Source organism: Bacillus sp. ABR (genome assembly GCF_056172715.1).
Window position 1 is genome coordinate 38293 of sequence record NZ_JAOYSL010000007.1, and the last position, 24642, is coordinate 62934.

Sequence of the window (24642 nt, forward strand, 5' to 3'; positions counted from 1 at the left end):
ATGTTATTGCCAAAACGCGTGAAGTATCGCAGAGAACATCGTGGAAAAATGCGTGGTCGTGCAAAAGGCGGTACTGAAGTACATTTCGGTGAGTACGGTATCCAAGCTCTTGAAGCTTCTTGGATCACAAACCGTCAAATCGAAGCTGCTCGTATTGCTATGACTCGTTACATGAAACGTGGCGGTAAAGTTTGGATTAAAATTTTCCCTTCTAAGCCATACACAGCTAAACCTCTAGAGGTCCGCATGGGTTCCGGTAAAGGTGCTCCAGAAGGATGGGTAGCTGTAGTAAAACCGGGCAAAGTTTTATTTGAAATTTCTGGTGTGTCTGAAGAAGTGGCTCGTGAAGCTCTTCGTCTTGCATCTCACAAATTGCCAATTAAAACGAAGTTCGTAAAACGTGAAGAAATTGGTGGTGAATCAAATGAAAGCTAATGAAATTCGTGACCTTACCACTGCTGAAATTGAACAAAAAGTAAAGTCTCTTAAAGAAGAACTTTTCAATCTTCGTTTCCAATTAGCGACTGGGCAGCTTGAAAATACTGCTCGCATTCGTGAAGTGCGTAAATCAATCGCACGCATGAAAACTGTGATTCGTCAAAGAGAAATCGCTGCTAATAAATAATAATTAGAGGGGAGGCCCCGCAAACATGAGCGAACGTAACCAACGTAAAGTGTATCAAGGTCGTGTTGTTTCTGACAAAATGGATAAAACCATCACTGTTGTAGTTGAAACATACAAAAAGCATTCACTTTATGGCAAACGTGTAAGATACTCTAAAAAGTTCAAAGCACATGATGAAAACAACCAAGCAAAAATCGGAGACATCGTAAAGGTCATGGAAACTCGTCCTTTATCTGCGACTAAACGCTTTCGTCTAGTTGAAGTTGTCGAAGAAGCCGTTATTATCTAATAAAGTTCGGATTTCTTTTTCCGAAAGGAGGTAACATTAATGATTCAACAGGAGACTCGTTTAAAAGTAGCTGACAACTCTGGCGCACGCGAAGTACTAACGATTAAAGTTCTTGGTGGCTCTGGACGTAAAACGGCTAACATCGGTGATGTCATTGTTTGTACGGTTAAACAAGCAACACCTGGAGGCGTTGTCAAAAAAGGTGAAGTTGTGAAAGCAGTTATCGTTCGTACTAAGAGCGGAGCTCGCAGAAACGATGGATCTTACATCAGTTTCGACGAAAATGCTTGTGTCATCATCCGTGACGACAAGAGCCCACGTGGAACTCGTATCTTCGGACCAGTAGCACGTGAACTTCGTGAAAACAACTATATGAAAATTGTTTCTCTAGCACCAGAAGTACTTTAATGAATACAATCCGCGACTCAAGGAGGTGCGATTAAATGCATGTTAAAAAGGGCGATAAAGTAGTGGTTATCTCTGGTAAAGATAAAGGTAAACAAGGTGTCATCCTTGCTGCTTTCCCTAAAAAGGAACGTGTTTTAGTAGAAGGTATTAACCTTGTGAAAAAACACTCTAAACCAACTCAAGCTAACCCTCAAGGCGGGATTTCTGAACAAGAAGCGCCGATCCACGTATCAAACGTAATGCCGCTTGATCCTAAAACGGGTGAAGTGACACGTGTTGGGTATAAAGTTGAGGACGGAAAGAAAGTCCGTGTAGCGAAAAAGTCTGGGCAAGTTCTAGATAAATAGTAAATAAGGAAGGGAGGTCTTTCTCATGAACCGCCTTAAAGAAAAGTATGTAAAAGAAATTACACCTGCATTAGTTTCTAAGTTTGAATACACTTCAGTAATGCAAGTGCCAAAAATCGAAAAAATCGTGATCAACATGGGTGTTGGTGACGCCGTTCAAAACGCTAAAGCAATCGATACTGCTGTTGAAGAATTAACGTTTATCGCTGGTCAAAAACCTGTCGTTACTCGTGCGAAGAAGTCTATTGCTGGATTCCGTCTACGTGAAGGAATGCCAATCGGTGCGAAAGTAACACTTCGCGGAGAGCGCATGTATGATTTCCTTGATAAACTTATTTCTGTGTCTTTACCACGTGTACGTGACTTCCGCGGGATTTCTAAGAAATCTTTCGACGGTCGTGGAAACTACACGCTTGGTATTAAAGAACAGTTAATCTTCCCAGAAATTGATTACGATAAAGTAACAAAGGTCCGCGGTATGGATATCGTTATCGTTACTACTGCCAATACGGACGAAGAAGCACGTGAGTTATTAACTCAAGTAGGTATGCCGTTCCAGAAATAATCAATGAAAGGGAGGCGAAATCGTGGCTAAAAAGTCTATGATTGCGAAACAACAACGCAAACAAAAGTTTAAAGTTCAAGAGTATACGCGCTGCGAACGTTGTGGACGTCCACATTCAGTTATTCGTAAGTTTAAACTTTGCCGTATTTGTTTCCGCGAACTTGCATATAAAGGACAAATTCCTGGCGTTAAAAAAGCCAGCTGGTAATCCCCATAAATGGGAAGGAGGTTATTAAATAATGGTTATGACAGATCCGATTGCAGATTTGCTGACTCGTATTCGCAATGCGAACATGGTACGTCATGAGAAGCTAGAAGTACCGGCTTCAAAAATCAAAAGAGAAATTGCTGAAATCTTAAAGCGTGAAGGTTTTATCCGTGACGTTGAGTACGTCGAAGACAGCAAACAAGGAATTATCCGTTTGTTCCTTAAATACGGCCAAAACAACGAACGTGTTATCACTGGTCTTAAAAGAATCAGTAAACCTGGTTTACGCGTATATGCGAAATCAAATGAAGTACCACGTGTACTTAACGGACTTGGAATCGCAATTATTTCAACATCACAAGGTGTTTTATCGGACAAAGAAGCCCGTGCTAAACAAGCTGGTGGAGAAGTACTTGCTTACGTATGGTAAAAAAAGTTTAAGATGAATGGAGGTGCTTGGTATGTCTCGTATAGGTAAAAAACTAATCGAGATCCCTTCAGGAGTAACTGTGACAAACAACGATAACACAGTGACAGTAAAGGGACCAAAAGGTGAACTAACTCGTGCATTTCACCCTGATATGGAAATTAAAATTGAGGACAACGTCTTAACTGTAAGCCGTCCGTCTGAAAATAAAGAACACCGTGCATTACATGGTACAACACGTAGCTTGATTGCTAACATGGTTGAAGGTGTATCTAAAGGTTTCGAAAGAGGTTTAGAACTTATCGGTGTCGGTTACCGTGCAGCTAAATCTGGAAACAAACTTGTTCTTAACGTTGGATACTCTCACCCAGTTGAAATCGTTCCTGAGGCTGGAGTTGAAGTAGAAGTTCCATCTCAAACGAAAGTAATCGTTAAAGGTATCGATAAAGAGCGTGTAGGAGCTCTAGCTTCTAACATCCGCGCTGTCCGTGCTCCAGAGCCTTACAAAGGTAAAGGAATTCGTTACGAAGGTGAATTCGTTCGCCGTAAAGAAGGAAAAACTGGTAAGTAAGATCGCTTAAAGTGAAGAAAGGAGTGACTCGGATGATTACGAAAACTAGCAAAAACGCTACTCGTCTTAAAAGACATGCTCGTGTTCGTGCGAAACTTTCAGGTACTGCTGAAAGACCTCGCCTTAACGTTTTCCGTTCTAACAAGAATATCTACGCTCAAGTAATTGATGATGTTAACGGTGTAACACTTGTAAGTGCTTCTACTCTTGATAAAGAGTTAAAGATCGAGAATAGTTCTGACACTGCAGCTGCTACGAAAGTTGGCGAACTTGTTGCAAAACGTGCTGTTGAAAAAGGAATCTCTAACGTGGTATTTGACCGCGGAGGATACCTATATCATGGACGTGTAAAAGCTCTAGCTGAAGCTGCTCGTGAGGCTGGACTTAAATTTTAATAAAAGAAGGAGGGACACATCCGAATGAGTCGTATTGACCCAAGCAAATTAGAGTTAGAAGAACGCTTAGTTACGGTTAACCGCGTAGCGAAAGTTGTTAAAGGTGGACGTCGTTTCCGTTTTGCAGCTTTAGTTGTTGTCGGTGACAAAAACGGTCATGTAGGTTTCGGTACTGGTAAAGCACAAGAAGTACCAGAAGCGATCCGCAAAGCTGTTGAAGATGCGAAAAAGAATTTAATTGAAGTACCAATGGTTGGAACTACAATTCCACATGAAATCATCGGTCGATTCGGTGCAGGAAACGTTCTATTGAAGCCTGCTTCAGAAGGTACAGGAGTTATCGCTGGAGGCCCAGTGCGTGCGGTACTTGAGCTTGCTGGTCTAGCTGATATCCTTTCTAAATCTCTAGGTTCTAATACACCGATCAACATGATCCGCGCAACACTTCAAGGTTTAAGTGAGCTTAAACGTGCTGAAGATGTAGCGAAGCTTCGTGGAAAATCTGTAGAAGACCTGTTAGGATAAGGAGGGAACAATAATGGCAAATAAATTAGAAATTACCCTCAAACGCAGTGTAATCGGTCGCCCTGAAGATCAGCGTGTCACTGTTCGTACTCTTGGTCTTAAGAAAACAAACCAAACAGTCGTACATGAAGACAATGCAGCGATCCGCGGCATGATTAACAAGGTGTCTCATTTAGTTTCTGTTAAAGAACAATAAAACATTTTTAATCGATAAGGAGGTGCCCAAATGAAACTTCATGAATTGAAGCCTTCAGAAGGTTCACGTAAAGTACGCAACCGTGTTGGTCGTGGTATTGGATCAGGTAACGGTAAAACTTCTGGTAAAGGTCATAAAGGTCAAAACGCTCGTTCTGGCGGCGGTGTACGCCCTGGTTTCGAAGGTGGTCAGATGCCTTTATTCCAACGCCTTCCAAAACGTGGTTTTACAAACATCAACCGTAAAGATTACGCGGTAATCAACTTAGACAGATTAAACAGTTTTGACGAAGGAACGGAAGTAACTCCTGAACTTCTTCTAGAGACTGGTGCAATAAGCAAGTTAAAAGCAGGAGTAAAAATTCTTGGCAACGGTAAATTAGAAAAAAAATTAACTGTAAAAGCCAATAAATTCTCTGCTTCTGCGAAAGAAGCGATTGAAGCTGCTGGCGGTACAGCCGAGGTGATCTAACTTGTTTAAGACAATCTCCAATTTTATGCGCGTGAAAGATATACGGAATAAGATTATATTCACACTTTTAATGTTAGTCGTCTTTCGTATAGGTGCTTTCATCCCTGTGCCTAATGTGAACGCCGAAGTTCTCCAGGCACAGGATCAAATGAGTGTTTTCGGAATCCTCAACACGTTTGGGGGCGGGGCACTTTTCCAATTCTCCATTCTTGCAATGGGGATTATGCCGTATATCACTGCTTCGATCATCATTCAGCTCTTGCAGATGGATGTTGTTCCGAAGTTTACTGAGTGGTCAAAGCAAGGAGAGGTTGGCCGCCGAAAATTAGCACAATTCACAAGGTATTTTACAATTGTTCTAGGATTTATCCAGGCGTTAGGAATGTCATATGGATTCAACAATATGGCAGGAGGCATGCTGATTGAAAACCCTGGTGTATCAACGTATCTCTTAATTGCGGTCGTACTCACTGCGGGAACAGCATTTTTAATGTGGCTGGGCGAGCAGATTACTGCTCACGGTGTTGGTAACGGTATTTCGATTATTATCTTTGCCGGTATCATCGCTGGTATCCCTCAAACATTAAAACAAGTGTACGCTCAACAATTTGTAGGTGGAGATGGACAGCTGTTCATGCAAATCCTTAAAATTGCCCTTATTGTAATTGCCATTCTTGTCATTGTTATCGGTGTTATTTACATTCAAATGGCAGTGAGAAAGATTGCAATTCAATATTCAAAAGGTACTGGTCGTGCACAAATGTCTGCTAGTCAAGCTACGCACCTTCCATTGAAAGTGAATCCAGCAGGGGTGATTCCAGTCATCTTTGCCGTTTCTTTCATTATTACTCCGCAGACGATCGCATCGTTCTTCGGAACCAATAATGTGACAACTTGGATAACCAACAACTTTGACTATACTAAGCCAATCGGTATGACGATTTATGTAGCACTGATTGTTGCTTTCACATATTTTTATGCCTTTGTCCAAGTCAATCCTGAACAAATGGCTGAAAATCTGCAAAAGCAGGGTGGCTATATCCCGGGAGTTCGTCCAGGGAAAATGACTCAAGATAGAATTACGAGCATTTTGTACCGACTCACGTTTGTGGGCGCCATTTTCTTAGCCGTGATTTCAATACTTCCTATCTTTTTCATTCAATTCGCTGGATTACCTTCCGCTGCACAAATTGGCGGCACAAGTCTTCTCATTGTTGTAGGTGTTGCACTTGAAACAATGAAACAGCTTGAAAGCCAATTAGTGAAACGAAATTACCGTGGATTTATGAAATAAAACAGAGGGCTGGGCAGCTGCCCAACCTCTCTAAGTAAGGAAGGGGAAATCCGAAATGAACTTAGTCTTAATGGGGCTTCCGGGTGCTGGTAAAGGCACTCAGGCAGAACGAATTGTTGATGATTATGGGATCCCTCATATCTCAACAGGAGATATGTTCCGCGCTGCTATGAAAGAGGAGACACAACTTGGGCTCGAAGCAAAATCCTTTATCGATAAAGGAGAGCTTGTTCCTGATGAGGTCACAATCGGTATTGTTAGAGAAAGACTTGGCAAAAATGATTGTGAACAAGGTTTTCTTCTGGACGGATTTCCGCGAACAGTCGCTCAGGCTGAAGCTTTAGAAGAAATTCTAAAGGACCTTGGCAGAACGATTGATTATGTCATTAATATTAAAGTCGATAAAGATGCTTTGATGGAGCGTCTGACTGGCCGAAGAATTTGCAAAAATTGCGGAGCAACATATCATTTAGTATTTAATCCACCTGCGAAAGAAAATGTTTGTGACAAGTGTGGAGGCGAGCTTTATCAACGTGCAGATGATAATGCAGAAACCGTTTCGACTAGACTTGAAGTGAACTTAAAGCAGACTGAACCTTTACTGAACTTCTATTCAGAAAAAGGATATCTTGCAAACATTGATGGTGCGAAGCACATTAACGATGTATATGCAGATATCAAGGACCTGCTTGGAGGATTAAATAAATGATTATCTGTAAAACTCCTCGCGAGCTTGAGATTATGAGAGAAGCTGGACGTATTGTCGCACTGACTCATGAAGAGCTGAAGAAACACATAAAACCAGGTATTTCGACAAAAGAATTGGATCAAATTGCCGAACGTTTTATTACAAAGCAGGGTGCAATCCCATCTTTTAAAGGGTATAATGGTTTTCGCGGGAGCATTTGCGTTTCGGTGAATGAAGAACTCGTTCACGGTATTCCTGGTAAACGGGTTTTACGTGATGGTGACATCATTAGTATCGATATTGGCGCAAAGTTAAATGGCTATCATGGTGACTCTGCTTGGACTTATCCAGTTGGGGTAATCAGTGATGAAGACCGCAAACTACTGGAAGTCACAGAGGAATCTCTATATAAAGGCTTACAGGAAGCAAAGCCAGGCGAACGTCTGTCGAACATTTCCCATGCCATACAAACGTATGTTGAAAATGAGAATTTTTCAGTTGTTAGAGAATATGTTGGACATGGGGTCGGACAGGATCTTCATGAGGACCCTCAAATTCCTCATTATGGTCCGCCCAACAAAGGCCCGCGGCTAAAACCTGGGATGGTGTTGGCCATCGAACCGATGGTGAACGCAGGCAGCCGATATGTGAAAACATTGGCTGATAACTGGACGGTTGTAACGGTTGATGGGAAAAAGTGTGCTCATTTTGAGCATACGATTGCGATTACAGATACAGGTTTTGATATACTGACTAAGATTTAGGTCTTCACTGAAGCCTTTCAGGCCCAAATCGGGCAGGTTGTCTGTATAGTCCAAAGAAAGAACAAGATCAGTATACAGGTGTCATCGGCATGTTCGTTGGCTGCCATGTACTAATCGCAGACGGAGAAAAGCGTAAATTTCATTCTCCTAAGAAAAAATATCAATCATATAACCTTTTATGATTGCGTATCTCCGGAAGTTCAGAACAGTATATTCAAAACAGGTCGGGTGATAGATGAACAATTGAGAGATTCTCATTTGTACATTTGTCAGAGAGCAAGTTACTGATTTGAAGAAGGGAGAACACTTGAATGGCGAAAGACGATGTAATTGAAGTGGAAGGTACTGTAGCAGAAACTTTGCCAAACGCAATGTTCAAAGTTGAACTAGAGAATGGTCATACAGTTTTGGCTCATGTATCAGGAAAAATCCGTATGCACTTCATTCGCATTTTACCTGGAGACAAAGTTACGGTAGAATTATCTCCATATGACTTAACTCGTGGTAGAATTACGTACCGTTACAAATAAAGCAACTCCGGAAGAAGGAGGTTGGAAACACATGAAAGTGAGACCATCTGTTAAACCTATCTGTGAAAAATGTAAAGTGATTCGCAGAAAAGGAAAAGTAATGGTGATCTGTGAAAACCCAAAACATAAACAAAAACAAGGCTAATAACAAGGAGGTGCCCAAATCATGGCTCGTATTGCTGGTGTAGATATTCCACGTGATAAGCGTGTTGTCATTTCTTTAACATATGTTTTTGGAATTGGTCGTACGACTGCGCAACAAGTCCTTAAAGAAGCAGGTGTTTCTGAAGACACTCGCGTTCGCGATCTAACTGAAGACGAACTTGGTAAAATCCGTGATATCATTGACAAACTTAAAGTAGAAGGTGACCTTCGTCGTGAAGTTTCACTTAACATTAAGCGTCTAATTGAAATCGGAAGCTACCGCGGAATCCGTCATCGTAGAGGACTTCCTGTTCGTGGACAAAACACAAAAAACAACGCGCGTACTCGTAAAGGTCCGCGTCGTACTGTAGCTAACAAGAAAAAATAAGTAAAGGAGGTAGTTAAAGAATGGCTGCTGCTCGTAAACAAAATACGCGTAAACGTCGCGTGAAAAAGAATATTGAAGCTGGAATTGCTCATATTCGTTCCACTTTCAACAACACGATTGTAACGATTACTGATGTTCATGGAAACGCAATTTCTTGGTCAAGTGCTGGTGCATTAGGATTCAGAGGTTCTCGTAAATCTACTCCTTTCGCTGCACAAATGGCTGCTGAAACTGCTGCTAAAGGTTCTATCGAACATGGTCTTAAAACACTTGAAGTAACTGTTAAAGGTCCTGGTTCTGGTCGTGAAGCTGCAATTCGTGCGCTTCAAGCTGCTGGTCTTGAAGTTACTGCAATTAGAGACGTAACTCCAGTTCCTCATAACGGATGCCGTCCACCAAAACGTCGCCGCGTGTAATTTGTTTGTATAGATTTTGTGTCCCTGTCAATAATGGGTTATGATACAGTTATTTATGAGACGAATACACGACTCGTTGCCTGAGCACATACGGGACTAAACAATGAGGAATTTCGGATGGAATCTCATATGATTCTATTCGAGGTTTCGACGTTTTGAAGGAGGGTTTTATTAGATGATCGAAATTGAAAAACCAAAAATCGAAACGGTTGAAATCAGCGACGATGCCAAGTATGGCAAGTTTGTCGTAGAGCCACTTGAGCGTGGATATGGTACCACTTTAGGGAACTCCCTTCGTCGTATCCTTTTATCCTCACTTCCTGGTGCAGCTGTAACATCGATCCAGATAGATGGTGTCTTACACGAATTCTCAACGATCGAAGGCGTGGTTGAAGATGTTACAACGATTATCTTAAACATTAAAAAGCTTGCACTCAAAATCTACTCTGAAGAAGAGAAGACGCTTGAAATTGATGTACAAGATGAAGGTACTGTAACAGCTGCTGATATTACACACGACAGCGATATTGAAATCTTAAATCCAGATCTTCACATCGCAACTCTTGGCAAGAATGCGAGCTTCCGTGTTCGCTTAACTGCACAAAGAGGTCGCGGGTATAATCCTGCTGATGCAAACAAAAGAGACGATCAGCCAATCGGTGTGATTCCGATCGACTCAATCTATACACCTGTATCTCGTGTGACTTATCAAGTGGAGAACACCCGTGTTGGGCAAATCACAAACTATGATAAATTAACACTAGATGTATGGACTGATGGAAGCACAGGACCGAAAGAAGCGATCGCTCTAGGTTCTAAGATTTTAACTGAACACCTGAATATTTTCGTTGGGTTAACTGACGAAGCTCAGCATGCTGAAATCATGGTTGAGAAAGAAGAAGACCAAAAAGAAAAAGTGCTTGAAATGACAATTGAAGAGCTTGATCTTTCTGTTCGTTCTTACAACTGTTTGAAGCGTGCGGGTATTAACACTGTTCAAGAGCTTGCTAACAAGACAGAAGAGGATATGATGAAAGTTCGTAACCTTGGACGTAAATCTCTTGAAGAAGTGAAAGCGAAACTAGAAGAACTTGGACTGGGTCTTCGTAAAGACGATTGACTAGTTTCATTGTGAACTAGGATTTTCGTGTGTTTTTTATTCATACAGCATCTCTAATTAAGGAGGGGACATCACATGGCATACAGAAAGCTAGGACGCACTAGTGCACAACGTAAAGCAATGCTTCGTGACCTAACGACTGATTTGATCATCAACGAACGCATCGAAACAACTGAAACACGTGCGAAAGAACTTCGCTCTGTAGTTGAAAAAATGATCACTCTTGGCAAACGCGGAGATCTTCATGCTCGCCGTCAAGCTGCAGCTTACATTCGTAATGAAGTAGCTAACGCTGAAACAAACCAAGATGCACTTCAAAAATTATTCGCTGACGTTGCAACTCGCTACGAAGATCGCCAAGGTGGATACACTCGTATCATGAAGCTTGGACCTCGTCGCGGCGATGGCGCACCAATGGCTGTCATTGAATTAGTTTAATCACATATCGTGTATCTAAGAAAGGGCGGGACAGTTCATAACTGGATCTATGCCCTTTTTTAGGTACTACGGCTTTTTTTAGGAATAAGCAAAGAAGAGGTTGAGCTGAGAGGAGGTCCGGTAGAGATGGGGAAGACATTAATTGACGTAAAGGACATTGTATTTCGTTATCACAAGGATGCGGACAAGCCCGCTTTAGATCAAGTGTCACTGCATGTGAATCAAAATGAATGGCTCGCCATTGTTGGTCATAACGGTTCAGGTAAATCCACACTTGCCCGTGTGCTGAATGGGCTCATTTTACCGGATGCTGGTACGGTCAAGGTTGGAGAGATTGAGCTCAAAGAAGAAAGTGTCTGGGATATTCGCAAAAAGGTCGGAATGGTCTTTCAAAACCCAGATAACCAATTTGTGGGCTCAACGGTTCGTGATGATGTGGCTTTTGGTTTAGAAAATAACGGGGTTGAGCGGGAATTGATGATAGAACGTGTAGATTGGGCTGTCAAACAGGTCAATATGCAGGAGTTTCTTGATCAAGAGCCGCACCATCTATCAGGCGGGCAGAAGCAGAGAGTCGCTATTGCAGGTGTGCTTGCCGCAAGCCCTGACATCATGATCTTGGATGAAGCAACATCAATGCTTGATCCGATTGGCCGTGAAGAAGTGTTAGAGACTGTTAGACTACTGAAGGAACAAGGAACAGTCACAGTCATTTCCATCACACATGATTTAGACGAGGCTGCCAAGGCAGACCGCGTCATTGTGATGAATGGCGGGAAGAAATTTGCCGAGGGAACGCCAGAGGAAGTATTTGAACTAGATGAACAGCTGGTTCAGATTGGACTTGATCTGCCATTCTCCTATCGATTGAGCAAGCAATTGAAGCAGCAAGGTGTGCCGCTTGCAAATGCCCATTTGACACAAGAAGGATTGGTGAAAGAGCTATGGACATTACGATCAAAGAATTAGAGCATCGTTATCAAATGAAAACGCCGTTTGAGCGTCTCGCTTTGTATGATGTCAATGCTTCCATCAAAGAGGGCAGCTATGTCGCTGTCATTGGTCATACGGGCTCTGGCAAGTCTACATTGCTGCAGCATTTAAATGGATTGCTCAAACCAACGAAGGGGAGCATTGCGCTTGGAGAGACAGTTTTACAAGCCAATAAAAAGCAGAAGGATATGAAACCCCTCCGGAAAAAGGTAGGCATCGTGTTTCAGTTTCCTGAGCATCAGCTCTTTGAGGAAACCATCCTCAAGGATATCTGCTTCGGCCCGATGAACTTCGGTGTTCCTCAAGAGAAAGCAGAAGCGAAGGCGAAGGAGATGCTGAAACTGGTGGGTCTTCCTGAATCCCTATTATCTCGATCTCCCTTTGAACTAAGCGGTGGTCAAATGAGACGTGTGGCGATTGCTGGCGTTTTAGCGATGGAGCCAGAAGTGCTTGTGCTTGATGAGCCGACTGCTGGACTGGATCCACGCGGGCGGAAGGAAATTATGGACATGTTCTATGACCTTCATCAAAAGGCAAACCTCACCACGATCCTAGTCACACACAGTATGGAGGACGCCGCTCATTATGCGGATCAAATGATTGTGATGCATAAAGGGACAGTGAAGGCGACAGGCACACCGAGAGAGTTGTTTGCCAATCGTACAGACATGTCTTCGTTTGGTCTCGACCTCCCGGAAACGATTAAATTCCAGCAGACTGTAGAAGAAAAGCTAGGTATTACGTTTCCTAGGCCGCTTCTGACCATGGATGAAATGGCAGAAGCCTTAACAGCTCTTTATCAGGAGGACACGACATCATGATGGATAGTATGATTATCGGCAAATATGTGCCAGGTTCATCCTTTGTCCATCGTCTTGATCCAAGGACAAAGCTGTTATCAATTTTCTTTTTTGTCTTTATTGTCTTTTTTGCTAATAATTACATCACTTACGGGCTTTTAGGTGTCTTTACCATTCTTGTGGTGATGGTTTCTCAGGTGCCGCTATACTTTATTCTCAAGGGAATGAAGCCGATCCTATGGATTGTCCTGTTTACCTTTATTCTGCATATTTTCATGACAAAGGATGGCGCCTTGCTATTCCACTTTGGTTTTCTGAATATTTATGAAGAAGGTTTAAAGCAGGGGATCTTCATTTCACTCCGTTTTGTCTATCTCATTATGATGACGACACTTCTTACGTTAACCACAACGCCTATAGAAGTGACAGACGGAATGGAGAAACTGCTGCACCCATTCCGTAAAATCAAACTGCCTGTTCATGAGCTTGCTCTCATGATGTCCATCTCTCTTCGGTTTATTCCGACTTTATTAGAAGAGACGGACAAAATCATGAAGGCACAAATGGCTCGAGGCGTTGATTTTACAAGCGGACCTTTAAAGGATCGCATGAAAGCCATCGTTCCTTTGCTTGTTCCCCTTTTCGTCAGTGCGTTTAAGCGTGCAGAGGAACTGGCGACCGCGATGGAAGCGAGGGGCTACCGCGGGGGAGAAGGACGGACGAAATACCGTCAGCTTGTCTGGGGTATGAAGGACACGTTCACGCTGCTTCTATTCATCCTGTTAACAGCACTCCTTGTGCTGCTTAGAAATTAGGTGATTCCTAGATGAAGGTCAAATGTACCGTATCCTACGATGGGACACATTTTAAAGGCTATCAGGTGCAGCCAGGGCAGCGTACCGTTCAGACGGAGATAGAGTCTGCCCTGGCAAGAATGCATAAACAGGATGAACTGATTCCGATTGTAGCTTCCGGCCGAACAGACAGCGGTGTTCATGCAAAGGGACAGGTCATCCATTTTGAGACCCCGCTCTCGATTCCGATGGAGAGATGGCCTTTTGCCCTCAACAGCCTGCTGCCGGATGATATCCGTGTTTTAAAGGCTGAGGAAGTCGATGACTCGTTTCATGCCAGATTTGGTGTTGTTTCGAAGGAGTACCGTTATAAGGTCTCAACGGAAACGCACCAAAATGTGTTCACGAGACAGTATGCCTGCCACTATCCTTACCGGCTGGATATCGATAAAATGAGAGAAGCTGCTGAGCTCCTGATTGGGACACATGACTTTACAAGCTTTTGTGCGGCCAATACAGAGGTTCAGGACAAGGTGAGGGATATTTATGCCCTCGAGTGGAAAAACGTCTCAGACAGGCTTGAAATGCGTGTGAGAGGGAATGGTTTTTTATACAACATGGTGCGGATTATCGCTGGAACGTTGCTTGAAATCGGTTCTGGTAAATTTCACCCTGAGGAGATAAAAGCCATGCTTGCCGCCCGAAATCGCGAAGCGGCAGGCAAGACTGCGCCTAGTCACGGACTGTATTTATGGGAAGTTTTCTATGACAACTAAACCAGGTGTAACATGTTCTTGACACAGGAAGCAGAAAGTTATAAGATATCATATGGTATGTATTTCAACCCCACAAATAAGCCCCGGAAGACTTATCTGTGTTTTGAAATAGAACGTAGCATTTGATTCAAGGAAAATTCATTGATTTATTTAGGAGGGAAACTCATGCGTACAACACCAATGGCGAACGCAAGCACAATTGAGCGCAAATGGCTAGTTGTTGATGCGGCAGGCAAGACTCTAGGTCGTCTTTCTACTGAAGTAGCATCACTTTTGCGCGGTAAGCACAAACCAACTTATACACCACACGTTGATACAGGTGATCATGTCATCATCATCAATGCTGAGAAAATCGAATTAACTGGTAAGAAATTGACGGACAAAATTTACTACCGTCACACGATGCACCCAGGTGGTTTGAAACAAAGAACTGCTCTTGAGATGCGTACAAACTACCCTGAAAAAATGTTGGAGCTTGCTATCAAAGGTATGCTTCCAAAGGGTCCACTAGGTCGTCAAATGTTCAAAAAATTAAATGTGTACCGTGGTTCTGAGCATCCACATCAAGCACAACAACCTGAAGTTTACGAACTTCGCGGTTAATTATAAGGGAGGTTAACAATTTGGCACAGGTTCAATATTACGGTACAGGTCGTCGTAAAAGTTCTGTAGCGCGCGTTCGCTTAGTTCCAGGTGAAGGCCGTATCGTCGTTAATAATCGTGAAATTACTGAATACATTCCATTCGCTGCTTTAATCGAAGACGTGAAACAGCCTTTGAACATCACAGAAACAGCTAACAGCTACGATGTTCTTGTAAATGTTCACGGTGGTGGATTCTCTGGTCAAGCTGGAGCAATTCGTCACGGTATCTCTCGTGCTCTTCTAGAAGTAGATCCTGAGTACCGTACATCACTTAAACGTGCTGGACTTCTTACTCGTGACCCACGTATGAAAGAGCGTAAGAAATACGGTCTTAAAGGCGCACGTCGCGCACCTCAGTTCTCAAAACGTTAATTCTATTACGTTTCTCAAAGGCTCTCAAGCTTATGCTTGGGGGTCTTTTTTTAGGCTCTAAAATAATAGGACCACGAGAAATTTATTGCTGGTTATAACTCTATACCTTTGAAACTTTTTAGCGGTTTGATCTTTTAGAGTTTCTGTTACGTGTTTATAAATGTTCATAGTCATTGGATGCCTAATCGAGCCTGTACATCTTTAATGCCTGATCCCGCTTCAAATAAACTTATAATATGAAAATAGGTCATTACTGCTATTGCCTCAGAGCGGTTGTATTTTCCGTAATCAGCAGAGACAAACTCCTCACTATTGAGAAAGCATTTATTCCATGGTTTGATGAGTTCTCGTGTAGCAAAACTCGCCAATTTTTGTTAGTCAATTTATGATGTTTGGTAAGAGGAAAATAGGGAAAATAAAGTATTTTTGCTATATACTTTGCCTAAAGGTCTTTAATCACTTTTATTGACCACTATGTTGAACTGTAGATACGGTCTAGGAATATTTATTATTACGTATTACGTGACGTTATTAAATTATAGGTAGGTGCAATAGTGAGTTTAGTGAAAATAGAACCCATAAGTACACTTAATAATAGTCAGATAACTGAAATTTTTAAATGTGCTCCTCAAGGAGGTATGAGGCGCTCGCTTAAAACGAATACCTTAGTTTTAGTATCGGATCATACAAAAGCATTGTATGAAGACCGATGGGATGGAAATGTTTTTCATTATACTGGTATGGGAAGAACGGGAGATCAGACCTTGACATCTCAAAATAAAACTGTGGCTGAATCATTAAGTAATAAAGTGGGGATGCATTTGTTTGAAGTGTTTGAAGCGAAGAAATATGTGTATCGTGGGGTAGTGAAACTAGCTGATGAACCATATCAAGAAGAGCAGCTAGATGATAATGACCAACTGCGACAAGTATGGGTCTTCCCTCTTGTGTTGGCAGACGATCAAAAGATAATCATTCCAGATGAGTTGATAAAAATGAAACAAGTGTTGAGGGAAAAGAAGGTAAGAAAACTGGGTGAGAGCGTTTTAGAAAACAGAGCTAGAACCGCCAGAAGAAAAAGTAGTAAACGTAAGACTATCTCAACTACATATGAACGTGACCCATATGTTACAGAGTTTGCAAAACGCTGGGCAAAGGGAGTTTGTCAGTTATGTGATCAACCGGCCCCATATTTAAATATGAATGGGGAGCCTCATTTACATACCCATCATATTAAATGGCTATCACGTGGTGGAGATGATTCAATATACAACACTATTGCTCTTTGTCCTAATTGCCATGATAAAATGCATATTTTAGATCTGGAAGAGGACGTAAGAAAACTTCAAGAGAAAGTGTTAAAGTGCGTAGAAGTGGAAAAAATCAAAATTTGAACCAATTGGCACAGGTTAATTTTGATCACATTTTGACGCCAAATATACAGTACGACATTCTTTTTTTTGCTGATGCAAAAATAGCCCGTTAAATTAGCGCGTCTCGCACTTCGTTAATCAATTTTATATTGTATGGAAACATATAAAATAGGAGCATAGCAAGGTTTCTGTTTAAAAAACGAAGTCTATGGAGGGTGTCATATGAATCTAACAACAGAAAGGTGTATCATTCGACCATTTGCTGAGGATGATTGGCATGATGTCTATGCATATACATCTGATCCGGCGGTGATGAAGTATATTCCGGAAGGTGTTTTTTCTAAAGAAAATGCGAAGGAATTTGTCAAAAATAATCGTCTTAAAACAGCCAAAAATTTTGCTGTTCTATTAAGGGAAGGTCAGATTTGCATCGGGCATATCGTGTTCCATCCAACCTTTGGTGAGCACACATATGAAATTGGGTGGGTCTTCAATTCTGCCTATCAAAACAAAGGCTATGCATCAGAAGCGGCTTATGCCGTTCTGCATCATGGTTTTCACACAATGAATTTACATCGAATCATTGCCACTTGTTAGCCTGAAAATGTGCCATCTTGGAGAGTGATGGAGAAAATGGGGATGAGGAGAGAGGGGGATTTTAAAAAATGTATACCACAAGGAAATGAGTGGTGGGATGAGTTTTACTATGCCATCTTACAAGAGGAATGGTTCGTGAAGAGGGCTTGATCAGTTTTCATGATATGAAGTATTTTGATGAAAAAGCAGCTGAACAAATCTTATATGAGAATGGTATTTTGGTAAGTGAAAACAGTCTTCCATCCATCATAGGAGGTGCTTTCATTGAATTTAAATCAATTGACATTGAGAGAAGCCGTGCAAGAAGACCTCGACAAAATCGTCTTCATGCTTTCAGATGATAAGTTAGGTCAAAAGAGAGAGCGTTACACTCGCCCATTATTAGAAAGCTATATCAAAGCCTTTCATTCAATCGATGCTGATCCAAATATTGAACTCATTGTTGCGTGTGACCAGGAAGAAGCAGTTGGTGTTCTTCAGTTAACCATGACGCCATTTCTTACACATCAAGGGGGATGGAGAGCATCCATTGAAGGAGTTCGTACGGCTTCGAGTCATAGAGGAAAAGGAGTCGGTTCGCTGCTTATCAAGTGGGCCATTCAACGCGCAAGCGACCGCGGCTGTCATATGATTCAGCTGACAACAGATAAACAGAGGCCAGAAGCACGCCATTTTTATGAGAAATTAGGGTTTGAAGCCACTCATGAAGGAATGAAGCTGCATTTGCCCCATGAATAAGGATATCAAGAAGCGGAGGATTCAAGAGCCTCTGCCTTTTTTGCGCCTTTATTTGAAATATTTGTTATATTTAATATATAAATCCTCTGTTATTTGGAAAGGAGAAACATGTTACTCAAAGTCGGTCTAGTTGTCATAGGTGTGGTCATACTTTACGTGGTGGTTCAAGTCTTGTTGTATAAAAGAGATATGAAGAAAACGAAGGAAGATCTTTTGACATTTGTCGCAAAAAACAAAAAGGACGTTTCAGTGACAATCATTGAAAATGATGATGTGGTGTTAGAATGGAATGCTGATCAAAAAACACCACTTGCAAGTACGGTGAAATTAGTGGTTTTATTTCATTTTGTTAAAGCTGTATCGAGCGGCGCCATTAAGCTAGAGGAAAAAGTGGCATTGTCTGATATAGAGCGGTTTTATATTGATAGAACAGACGGTGGTGCGCACGCGTACTGGCTGGAGATCAATGATTTTTCTGAGCATGCGACTTTATTAGATGTTGCCAAAGGGATGATGCAATTCAGTTCGAATGCTTGTACGGATTATTTGATTGACCGGCTGGGCTTAGAAAAGATCAATGATCAGATGAAACAAGCAGATCTTACAGAACATGGTGAACTCATACCGCTGACGCCGATGATTTTGTGGTCCGCTTATGTATCTAATCGTCGGCGGGATGCATTCAAGAAAATGAGCGGTGTATCCGAAGAACAATACAAATCTCTAATGAATGAGATTTTTAATATCATGAAAAATGACCCAGAGCATAAAAAGGCGTTAGAAGAAAAAATGAAAAAAAAGAACTTATTAGGGTGGCGTATACAATCATTACTGACGCAAAAAATGACAAAGTCTACAACCAATGAATATACATATTTTATGAAACGTCTTCATGACGAGCTGTTAACAACAGAAGAAAAAAGTCTTTTTAGCCAAATCGTACTGGGAGAAACATTGAAAAAGGAAACAGATCAATATTTTTGGTATAAAGGCGGAGCAACATTGTTTGTTTTCACAGGTGCTTTATATCGAAGAACAGATACATCCTCTATCTCCATCTCTATTTTTATCAATGATCCGAAAGCGAACAATTCTCATTGGATAGGGGAAGTATTCAACGAATTTATGCTTACTGCAGCAGTGGATCAAAACTTTCGACAACGTTTGATTCAGGCTATCACTACATAAACATCAAAAAACAGAGGGGCAAATCCCTCTGTTTTATTATTTCTGCATTGGAAACGCTTTGTATACATCTTGGCGTTTCTCTTTTGACTTCACAATTCCATCAACCAGTTCCTTTTGCCAAAGCGCTGTATCGTCTTTGTACTTTTTAAAAGAGTGAGGGAGCTTTTTTTCTAGCTGTTTTCTTTTAAACGTGACGGACGGTTCGTCGTTAGAGTTCATCTTGAGTGTTACTTGCTCTACATTATCGATAAGAATAAAAAGTGCGATGGCGTTGTATAAATACGTTTTTTCGACCGTGTCCTTTTGATCAAACCAGAAGGCGTCAAACTGTTCTTCTGTATAGCTGTCATTTTCTTTTACCCCATACGTGACGTTTAATGCTTTTCCATCGATGATTTCAAATTCACGAATTATGCCTCCAGGAAGATCTGATAAGATTGTACGAACGGCTGAATTGTCACCGAGATATGTGTTTTTGTGATTTGAAAGTTGTTTTAAGGCTATGTCTTCTATTCCTTTTATATCGCTCTTTTTCTCTGTGGCTTGACTGCTGCATGAAGATAGGACGACTGTTAATAGCAGCAGGACATACATCCATTTCTTCATTGATTTTGCCCCTTTACCATTCTGTCTATATTTAAATGCCTATTTTATCACAATTTTCCAATTTGGTCGTTCGCCGCTCGTCATTTCCATTTACTGAACAGCATGTTTTGTTCAAACCAACGAACAATACAAAGAAAAAAGGAGTTCAGTCCATGGCAGAAGTACTTTCATTTTATCAATTGAAAACAAAACGAGATGTCACGCTTGAAAAGAAGCTTTTGCGTACATTGTCTCTTCAACAAGTAACGGCTGCTTCCGAGAAATTCACGAAGAAGCTGTTTCCATTTGCAGATGATCCAGCCGGTATTATGAGTGATGGCTGCATCGATTTCGCTATTGAAGCTTTTTTAGCTGGCGGGAGATACGGTGAGTCGAGTAAATACGGCGAATCGTTCGACGATATCAAGAAGCGGTCCTCTCAGGAGGAAACTGAGCTGATTGAAGAGCTGGCAGGATGCTTGCAATCGTGGGGGAATATGTTCCGAATGGAGCGGAAGATGTCGTGTTTGTATCCATCTGCGAAAGAATTTTTAAGCATGTGGTGGCAGGAAGGCTTTCGTGAATCAGAAAAAAGACACAAGCTTCGGCTGCAGTAAGCATATTTCCAGCCCTTGTCCCATATCTATAAAATAATGGTGTATGGGAGGGACAGGGATGAAAAGAAAGCTGAAGTGGACAGGGTTTTTAATTGGGTTTATTGTCCTCTTATTCTTATTCAGGTTTCAATTTCTAAATGATGATTCGTGGAAGTCGTGGAATTTGCCTCTAAGCGGGAAGATCATTTATTTAGATCCGGGTCACGGCGGCCCAGATGGCGGGGCTGTAGGAGGAGAGCTGCTTGAGAAAGAGATTGCACTGGATGTATCCATGAAGATACGTGACTATTTGCAGGAGCAGGGAGCGCTTGTTCTCATGACCCGAGAGGATGATTCTGATTTATCATCAAAGAATACAAGGGGATATGCCCGGAAGAAAGCGGAGGATTTAAGGAACCGCGTAAAAGTCATCAATGAGTCTGAAGCGGATCTCTATTTAAGCATTCATTTAAATGCGATACCATCTAACAAATGGAGCGGGGCTCAGACTTTTTTTTACGGAAAGTATGAAGAAAATGAAAAGGCAGCGAAGTTCATTCAAGATGAATTGCGCAGAAACCTTGAAAACACAGATCGAAAGGCGAAGCGGATCAACGGCATTTATTTAATGCAAAATGTCACAAAGCCAGGAGCTCTTGTGGAAATTGGATTTCTCTCCAATCCAAAAGAGGCTGGCCAGCTGGCAACACCTAAATATCAGGATCAAATTGCCGCCTCTATTTATAAAGGGATTTTAAGATATTTAACAGAGCAAAAAGAGCCGCCTGAATAAGGGGCTTTTTCCTTTTGATCGCAGGCAAACAGGACAGACATTGTAAGGATATGTATGATATACTTGGATTGTAAACGAATTCAATAAAGGGTGAGGTTCTGCTATGATCGGACAAGATGATGTGAGAAAACTAGTTGGGAAGATGGACGAACCTTTCCTTCATATACCGCTTGGTGAGCTGGATGCCATCAAGGAAATCAGCCTAAAGCCTGAGAAAGAGCATGTGAGCCTGAAGGTGGCTATTGCAAAAACAGGCACTGCTGAGCAGATGAAGCTGCAGCAAGACATCGTACAAGCCTTGAAATCAGCAGGCGCTAACACAGTAGGACTTCGTTTTGAGGAACTGCCTCAGGAAACACTTGAAAAGTTTATGCCATCACAAGAAGAGGAAGAAACCCTGCTTAACTCTAAAAACCCGCCTGAGTTCTTAGCGATTGCGAGTGGAAAGGGTGGCGTTGGTAAATCGACTGTTTCTGTTAACCTTGCTGTAGCACTGGCTCGTCTAGGGAAAAAAGTTGGGCTGATTGATGCTGATATTTATGGCTTTAGTGTACCGGATATGATGGGGATCACTGTCAGACCAACAGTTAAAGGGGAAAAAATTATTCCTGTGGAGCGCTTTGGAGTCAAAGTGATTTCAATGGGCTTTTTTGTTGAAGAAAATGCACCGGTTATTTGGAGAGGGCCGATGCTTGGAAAAATGTTAAATAACTTCTTCCACGAAGTTGAGTGGGGAGAATTAGATTACTTACTATTAGACCTTCCGCCTGGAACGGGAGATGTGGCGCTTGATATTCATACAATGCTGCCTAGCTGTAAAGAAATCATTGTTACTACACCGCATCCTACGGCTGCCTTCGTTGCAGCAAGAGCAGGCGCAATGGCACTGCAAACAGATCATGAAGTGCTCGGTGTCGTTGAGAATATGAGCTATTATGAAAGCAAAAAAACAGGTGAGAAGGAATACGTCTTTGGAAAAGGTGGCGGGGACAAGCTGGCTGAAGAGCTGCGAGTATCAGTCCTTGGCCAAATTCCTTTAAGACAGCCTGATTGGAATGAGGATGATTTCGCGCCTTCTGTCTATGATGCAAGTCATCCAACAGGAGAAGTGTATCAACACATTGCGAATAAAGTCATTGAACAATTAGCAGTGAAAGCATAATGAAAGCCCGAGTGGATGAATGCCACTCGGGTGATGTTTAACTGTCGCTTCCTTCGCTGCCTTGCGATCCGGAATCACTGCTGCTTTCAGATGCTGCCTTTTTGAGCTCATCTTCGAATTTCTTCTTATAAAGAGGGCTGCTTAATGTTTCCGTAATGACTTTTTCTAAGTGCTTTCTAAACTCTTTGCTTTTTACCAGTTCACCGTATTTCTTTTCCATCTCAGGATCCTTGAGAATATCCATCATTAGCTGTTGATAGTCAGGATCCTTCATTAACTGTTTTAACATCCTTTCATGCTGTTGCTGCATGGATTTTGCGAAAGTCTCGGCAAATTTAGAATCCTCAAAGACCTTCTTCCAGAACTCTTTGCCTTTATCAGAAGTCAGTGTTTTCTCTATCGTTTTTTTCACAGTTTGTTCATCCATTACCAAAGCTTCATTCATTGCCTCGTCATTTAATAACTGTTGAATGGCCTTTTTACCGTCATCTGTCTTTAATATATCGACGACCATTTTTTTTGTTTCGTCATAGTCCATATTAGATGAGGATTGGGTTTTGGGAGCACAAGCTGTTAGAGATAAAAGAAGAAAACAGCTCACTATACGCAAGATGCCTTTTGACATACTGTGGCTCCTTTCGTTACATGTCTTACTTTTAATATGAATGTTTCACGTAAATTTATACATAACAAAAATAGGGGTTGGATCAATTCAATGAAAAGTCGGGATTTAGTTCGTTTTTTCTTCTCTGTGCTAGCTGTTGGAGCGGTCATTACAAGCGTGGTAGGCTTTGCGCTGGAGTGGGGAAAATATCAGAAGCTTTTTATATCGTTTGAAATTCTAGAGATCGCATCTGTGTTGTTTTGGTTCATTGGTGTAGGGATGATCTTTAGTGTCATTAGCCAGATGGGGTTTGTTGTCTTCTTGACGGTGCACCGGTTTGCGTTAGAGCTCTTCCGGTCACATTCTTTATGGAATACCATTCAGCTGTTTCTTGTGATTTTTGTGCTGTTTGATTTAGCTTACTTGCGATTTTTGTTTTTCGGGGAGAATGAATCATTTCTTCCATACTTGTGGCTGCCTTTATTTATCGGTGTGTTTGCTTTGATCGTGGCTTACTTTAAACAGCAGCAGTCCTCTAAGAAAACATTTATTTCTGCAATGTTTCTCATGGTCGTCATCACGTCGTTAGAATGGTTCCCGGCGCTCAGAGTCAATGAAGAGGACTGGCTGTATTTAATGCTATTCCCGCTATTAGGCTGTAATGCGTTTCAGCTGTTAGCGATGCCGCGGTTTTCAAAAGCGAAAGCTACTTAACTTCCGATGACTTTGTTTTCGTGTTGGAGATCAGTTCGCCAACCGTCACATTTTTTAAATGCTTTTCTTTTATTTGTTTCAAAATAGCAGGTAAGGCTTGAGCGGTTTGGGTTGCTGAATCCGAGGCGTGAAGGAGAACAATGTCTCCGCTTTTCATTCGGTCATTTACATTCTGAACAATCTGGTCGACACCCGGATTCAGCCAATCCTGTGAATTAATGCTGTAATGAACAACGGTATAACCGTACTGAGTGGCAATTTTCAGTGCTGTTTCGTTAAACTGTCCAGTCGGCGGTCTTAATAGTTGAATGTCATCTAGTCCAAGCTTTTGAAATGTATTTTGTGCACGGACAAGATCTTGCTTGATTTCACTATCCTCAAGCTGGCTATAATTTTTATAAGCATAGCCGAGGCTTCCAATTTGGTGGCCGTCCTCCCTAATTTGTTTCACGATATCAGGATGACGCTCAGCCCAAGAAGCAGACAGAAAGAAAGTGGCGTTCTTTATGCCGTACTCTCGAAGGACATTTAAAATAGGAACAGCCTTCTCATCCCCCCAGCCAATATTAAAAGTGAGAGAGATATGCTTTGATGAAGTCTCGCCTTTATAAATGGCTCGGGGTCCATGTTCAGTTTTAAATACCGACAGCGGCGGTGCCTTTTGTACATAAAAAAAGGTTGCAGCTGCAAGGGCTGCTACAAGAATAATGACAACTTGCTTCAGCCGTTTAATAGGCAACACATATAATCGACTCAATTCAAACACTCCTGCCTTGTCCAAGATTGTTACTTGATTGTATGCAGGACAAGGATTTAAGATGCTTAATAAAACTATTTCAAAAAAAGTTTTGAAAAGGCGTTGACCAAAAGAATGTTTTCGTGATATATTATTAATCGTCGCTGACACACAGTGACAAACACAAAACGCTTCGGGAAATAAACTTGAAAAAAGTTGTTGACATAAGATGAAGCGAAATGTTATATTATTAAAGCCGCTAAGAACGGCGAAGATGATCTTTGAAAACTAAACAAGACAAAACGTACCTGTTAATTCGAGTTTTTATAAAAAAATCCTATGATACTTCATAGGTAGTCAGTCAAACA

The 24642-nt window shown here is 41.6% G+C and carries 38 protein-coding genes and 2 pseudogenes; 37 read left to right on the top strand and 3 right to left on the bottom strand.

Going from position 1 to position 24642, the window contains the following annotated elements:
* The 33 genes and pseudogenes from rplP (at position 1) to OIT90_RS18770 (ending at position 19084) form a co-directional block, all read left to right on the top strand.
* Positions 1 to 435 (top strand): 50S ribosomal protein L16, encoded by a 435-nt coding sequence (gene rplP, locus OIT90_RS18610; protein ID WP_003156478.1) that lies wholly within the window; start codon positions 1 to 3, stop codon positions 433 to 435.
* Positions 425 to 625 carry a 50S ribosomal protein L29 gene (gene rpmC, locus OIT90_RS18615; RefSeq protein ID WP_003217155.1) on the top strand — a complete coding sequence of 67 codons (201 nt, stop codon included), beginning with the start codon at positions 425 to 427 and terminating at the stop codon, positions 623 to 625. Before rplP ends, rpmC begins: the two co-directional genes overlap by 11 nt.
* Positions 626 to 650: 25 nt before the next feature.
* Positions 651 to 914: a 30S ribosomal protein S17 gene (gene rpsQ, locus OIT90_RS18620; RefSeq protein ID WP_003216906.1), complete on the top strand. Its 264-nt coding sequence runs from the start codon at positions 651 to 653 to the stop codon at positions 912 to 914.
* Positions 915 to 953: 39 nt separating this feature from the next.
* Positions 954 to 1322 (top strand): 50S ribosomal protein L14, encoded by a 369-nt coding sequence (gene rplN, locus OIT90_RS18625; RefSeq protein WP_003216882.1) that lies wholly within the window; start codon positions 954 to 956, stop codon positions 1320 to 1322.
* A 35-nt stretch (positions 1323 to 1357) separates the two neighbouring features.
* Positions 1358 to 1669 (top strand): 50S ribosomal protein L24, encoded by a 312-nt coding sequence (gene rplX, locus OIT90_RS18630; RefSeq protein ID WP_008356538.1) that lies wholly within the window; start codon positions 1358 to 1360, stop codon positions 1667 to 1669.
* Between the two features lie 25 nt (positions 1670 to 1694).
* Positions 1695 to 2234, top strand: coding sequence for a 50S ribosomal protein L5 (gene rplE, locus OIT90_RS18635; RefSeq protein ID WP_024425600.1), 540 nt, complete (start codon positions 1695 to 1697; stop codon positions 2232 to 2234).
* A 22-nt stretch (positions 2235 to 2256) separates the two neighbouring features.
* A complete protein-coding gene (gene rpsN / locus OIT90_RS18640) occupies positions 2257 to 2442 on the top strand; it encodes a 30S ribosomal protein S14 (protein WP_008356542.1) in 186 nt (61 codons plus the stop codon).
* 31 nt (positions 2443 to 2473) lie between these two features.
* Positions 2474 to 2872, top strand: a complete 399-nt coding sequence (gene rpsH / locus OIT90_RS18645) for a 30S ribosomal protein S8 (RefSeq protein WP_007496327.1) — start codon at positions 2474 to 2476, stop codon at positions 2870 to 2872.
* 31 nt (positions 2873 to 2903) lie between these two features.
* The gene (gene rplF, locus OIT90_RS18650; protein WP_008345395.1) at positions 2904 to 3440 is read left to right on the top strand and encodes a 50S ribosomal protein L6; all 537 of its coding nucleotides are present in this window, start codon (positions 2904 to 2906) and stop codon (positions 3438 to 3440) included.
* Positions 3441 to 3472: 32 nt separating this feature from the next.
* On the top strand, positions 3473 to 3835 hold the full coding sequence (gene rplR, locus OIT90_RS18655) for a 50S ribosomal protein L18 (protein WP_008356544.1): 363 nt from the start codon (positions 3473 to 3475) through the stop codon (positions 3833 to 3835).
* 24 nt (positions 3836 to 3859) lie between these two features.
* Complete coding sequence (gene rpsE, locus OIT90_RS18660; RefSeq protein ID WP_007496332.1) at positions 3860 to 4360, top strand: 30S ribosomal protein S5; 501 nt, start codon at positions 3860 to 3862, stop codon at positions 4358 to 4360.
* A 13-nt stretch (positions 4361 to 4373) separates the two neighbouring features.
* Positions 4374 to 4556 (top strand): 50S ribosomal protein L30, encoded by a 183-nt coding sequence (gene rpmD, locus OIT90_RS18665; protein ID WP_003217067.1) that lies wholly within the window; start codon positions 4374 to 4376, stop codon positions 4554 to 4556.
* A 30-nt stretch (positions 4557 to 4586) separates the two neighbouring features.
* On the top strand, positions 4587 to 5027 hold the full coding sequence (rplO, locus tag OIT90_RS18670) for a 50S ribosomal protein L15 (RefSeq protein ID WP_003216888.1): 441 nt from the start codon (positions 4587 to 4589) through the stop codon (positions 5025 to 5027).
* A gap of 1 nt (position 5028) precedes the next feature.
* Entirely contained in the window at positions 5029 to 6321 is a 1293-nt protein-coding gene (gene secY / locus OIT90_RS18675) for a preprotein translocase subunit SecY (protein WP_007496334.1), read from the top strand.
* Between the two features lie 55 nt (positions 6322 to 6376).
* The gene (locus OIT90_RS18680; RefSeq protein WP_024425604.1) at positions 6377 to 7030 is read left to right on the top strand and encodes an adenylate kinase; all 654 of its coding nucleotides are present in this window, start codon (positions 6377 to 6379) and stop codon (positions 7028 to 7030) included.
* A complete protein-coding gene (gene map / locus OIT90_RS18685; protein ID WP_003217210.1) occupies positions 7027 to 7773 on the top strand; it encodes a type I methionyl aminopeptidase in 747 nt (248 codons plus the stop codon). Before OIT90_RS18680 ends, map begins: the two co-directional genes overlap by 4 nt.
* A 27-nt stretch (positions 7774 to 7800) precedes the next feature.
* Positions 7801 to 8107, top strand: a pseudogene (locus OIT90_RS18690) (KOW domain-containing RNA-binding protein).
* The gene (infA, locus tag OIT90_RS18695; protein ID WP_003217190.1) at positions 8085 to 8303 is read left to right on the top strand and encodes a translation initiation factor IF-1; all 219 of its coding nucleotides are present in this window, start codon (positions 8085 to 8087) and stop codon (positions 8301 to 8303) included. Before OIT90_RS18690 ends, infA begins: the two are co-directional and overlap by 23 nt.
* Before the next feature lie 31 nt (positions 8304 to 8334).
* On the top strand, positions 8335 to 8448 hold the full coding sequence (gene rpmJ / locus OIT90_RS18700; RefSeq protein ID WP_003156543.1) for a 50S ribosomal protein L36: 114 nt from the start codon (positions 8335 to 8337) through the stop codon (positions 8446 to 8448).
* Between the two features lie 21 nt (positions 8449 to 8469).
* The gene (gene rpsM, locus OIT90_RS18705) at positions 8470 to 8835 is read left to right on the top strand and encodes a 30S ribosomal protein S13 (protein WP_003217023.1); all 366 of its coding nucleotides are present in this window, start codon (positions 8470 to 8472) and stop codon (positions 8833 to 8835) included.
* A 20-nt stretch (positions 8836 to 8855) separates the two neighbouring features.
* Positions 8856 to 9251 carry a 30S ribosomal protein S11 gene (gene rpsK / locus OIT90_RS18710; RefSeq protein WP_003217231.1) on the top strand — a complete coding sequence of 132 codons (396 nt, stop codon included), beginning with the start codon at positions 8856 to 8858 and terminating at the stop codon, positions 9249 to 9251.
* 175 nt (positions 9252 to 9426) lie between these two features.
* Entirely contained in the window at positions 9427 to 10371 is a 945-nt protein-coding gene (locus OIT90_RS18715) for a DNA-directed RNA polymerase subunit alpha (protein ID WP_003217009.1), read from the top strand.
* A gap of 75 nt (positions 10372 to 10446) precedes the next feature.
* Positions 10447 to 10809, top strand: a complete 363-nt coding sequence (gene rplQ, locus OIT90_RS18720; protein ID WP_003216944.1) for a 50S ribosomal protein L17 — start codon at positions 10447 to 10449, stop codon at positions 10807 to 10809.
* A 126-nt stretch (positions 10810 to 10935) separates the two neighbouring features.
* The gene (locus tag OIT90_RS18725) at positions 10936 to 11778 is read left to right on the top strand and encodes an energy-coupling factor ABC transporter ATP-binding protein (protein WP_008356549.1); all 843 of its coding nucleotides are present in this window, start codon (positions 10936 to 10938) and stop codon (positions 11776 to 11778) included.
* Positions 11754 to 12623 carry an energy-coupling factor ABC transporter ATP-binding protein gene (locus OIT90_RS18730; RefSeq protein ID WP_039175989.1) on the top strand — a complete coding sequence of 290 codons (870 nt, stop codon included), beginning with the start codon at positions 11754 to 11756 and terminating at the stop codon, positions 12621 to 12623. The genes OIT90_RS18725 and OIT90_RS18730 overlap by 25 nt, the downstream gene beginning before the upstream one ends.
* The gene (locus OIT90_RS18735) at positions 12620 to 13417 is read left to right on the top strand and encodes an energy-coupling factor transporter transmembrane component T family protein (RefSeq protein WP_034283880.1); all 798 of its coding nucleotides are present in this window, start codon (positions 12620 to 12622) and stop codon (positions 13415 to 13417) included. Before OIT90_RS18730 ends, OIT90_RS18735 begins: the two co-directional genes overlap by 4 nt.
* Before the next feature lie 11 nt (positions 13418 to 13428).
* Positions 13429 to 14172: a tRNA pseudouridine(38-40) synthase TruA gene (truA, locus tag OIT90_RS18740; RefSeq protein WP_039175993.1), complete on the top strand. Its 744-nt coding sequence runs from the start codon at positions 13429 to 13431 to the stop codon at positions 14170 to 14172.
* A 165-nt stretch (positions 14173 to 14337) separates the two neighbouring features.
* Positions 14338 to 14775: a 50S ribosomal protein L13 gene (gene rplM / locus OIT90_RS18745; RefSeq protein ID WP_003217042.1), complete on the top strand. Its 438-nt coding sequence runs from the start codon at positions 14338 to 14340 to the stop codon at positions 14773 to 14775.
* Positions 14776 to 14795: 20 nt separating this feature from the next.
* Positions 14796 to 15188, top strand: coding sequence for a 30S ribosomal protein S9 (gene rpsI, locus OIT90_RS18750; RefSeq protein WP_039175996.1), 393 nt, complete (start codon positions 14796 to 14798; stop codon positions 15186 to 15188).
* A gap of 554 nt (positions 15189 to 15742) precedes the next feature.
* On the top strand, positions 15743 to 16582 hold the full coding sequence (locus OIT90_RS18755; protein ID WP_474892829.1) for an HNH endonuclease: 840 nt from the start codon (positions 15743 to 15745) through the stop codon (positions 16580 to 16582).
* Between the two features lie 201 nt (positions 16583 to 16783).
* A pseudogene (locus tag OIT90_RS18760) lies at positions 16784 to 17308 on the top strand (GNAT family N-acetyltransferase).
* Positions 17309 to 17422: 114 nt separating this feature from the next.
* Positions 17423 to 17896 carry a GNAT family N-acetyltransferase gene (locus OIT90_RS18765; protein ID WP_081258467.1) on the top strand — a complete coding sequence of 158 codons (474 nt, stop codon included), beginning with the start codon at positions 17423 to 17425 and terminating at the stop codon, positions 17894 to 17896.
* Positions 17897 to 18004: 108 nt separating this feature from the next.
* Positions 18005 to 19084: a serine hydrolase gene (locus OIT90_RS18770; protein ID WP_474892830.1), complete on the top strand. Its 1080-nt coding sequence runs from the start codon at positions 18005 to 18007 to the stop codon at positions 19082 to 19084.
* Between the two features lie 36 nt (positions 19085 to 19120).
* Here the strand turns inward: OIT90_RS18770 and OIT90_RS18775 are convergent, their stop codons facing one another.
* Positions 19121 to 19690: a DUF4825 domain-containing protein gene (locus OIT90_RS18775; protein ID WP_126682106.1), complete on the bottom strand. Its 570-nt coding sequence runs from the start codon at positions 19688 to 19690 to the stop codon at positions 19121 to 19123.
* A 152-nt stretch (positions 19691 to 19842) separates the two neighbouring features.
* On the opposite strand from OIT90_RS18775, the gene OIT90_RS18780 reads away from it, so the two are divergent.
* The 3 genes from OIT90_RS18780 (at position 19843) to OIT90_RS18790 (ending at position 22220) form a co-directional block, all read left to right on the top strand.
* A complete protein-coding gene (locus OIT90_RS18780) occupies positions 19843 to 20286 on the top strand; it encodes a YbaK family protein (protein WP_039176006.1) in 444 nt (147 codons plus the stop codon).
* Between the two features lie 58 nt (positions 20287 to 20344).
* Positions 20345 to 21058 (top strand): N-acetylmuramoyl-L-alanine amidase CwlD, encoded by a 714-nt coding sequence (gene cwlD / locus OIT90_RS18785; protein ID WP_034283867.1) that lies wholly within the window; start codon positions 20345 to 20347, stop codon positions 21056 to 21058.
* Between the two features lie 103 nt (positions 21059 to 21161).
* Positions 21162 to 22220 carry an Mrp/NBP35 family ATP-binding protein gene (locus OIT90_RS18790; RefSeq protein WP_039176011.1) on the top strand — a complete coding sequence of 353 codons (1059 nt, stop codon included), beginning with the start codon at positions 21162 to 21164 and terminating at the stop codon, positions 22218 to 22220.
* Between the two features lie 37 nt (positions 22221 to 22257).
* Here the strand turns inward: OIT90_RS18790 and gerD are convergent, their stop codons facing one another.
* Positions 22258 to 22845: a spore germination lipoprotein GerD gene (gene gerD / locus OIT90_RS18795; protein WP_039176014.1), complete on the bottom strand. Its 588-nt coding sequence runs from the start codon at positions 22843 to 22845 to the stop codon at positions 22258 to 22260.
* A gap of 90 nt (positions 22846 to 22935) precedes the next feature.
* Here gerD and OIT90_RS18800 point away from each other — a divergent pair, with 90 nt between their 5' ends.
* Entirely contained in the window at positions 22936 to 23538 is a 603-nt protein-coding gene (locus OIT90_RS18800) for a KinB-signaling pathway activation protein (protein WP_058838246.1), read from the top strand.
* Here OIT90_RS18800 and pdaB read toward each other — a convergent pair.
* A complete protein-coding gene (gene pdaB, locus OIT90_RS18805; RefSeq protein WP_024425876.1) occupies positions 23531 to 24295 on the bottom strand; it encodes a polysaccharide deacetylase family sporulation protein PdaB in 765 nt (254 codons plus the stop codon). The genes OIT90_RS18800 and pdaB overlap by 8 nt on opposite strands.
* Positions 24296 to 24642 lie beyond the last annotated feature (347 nt).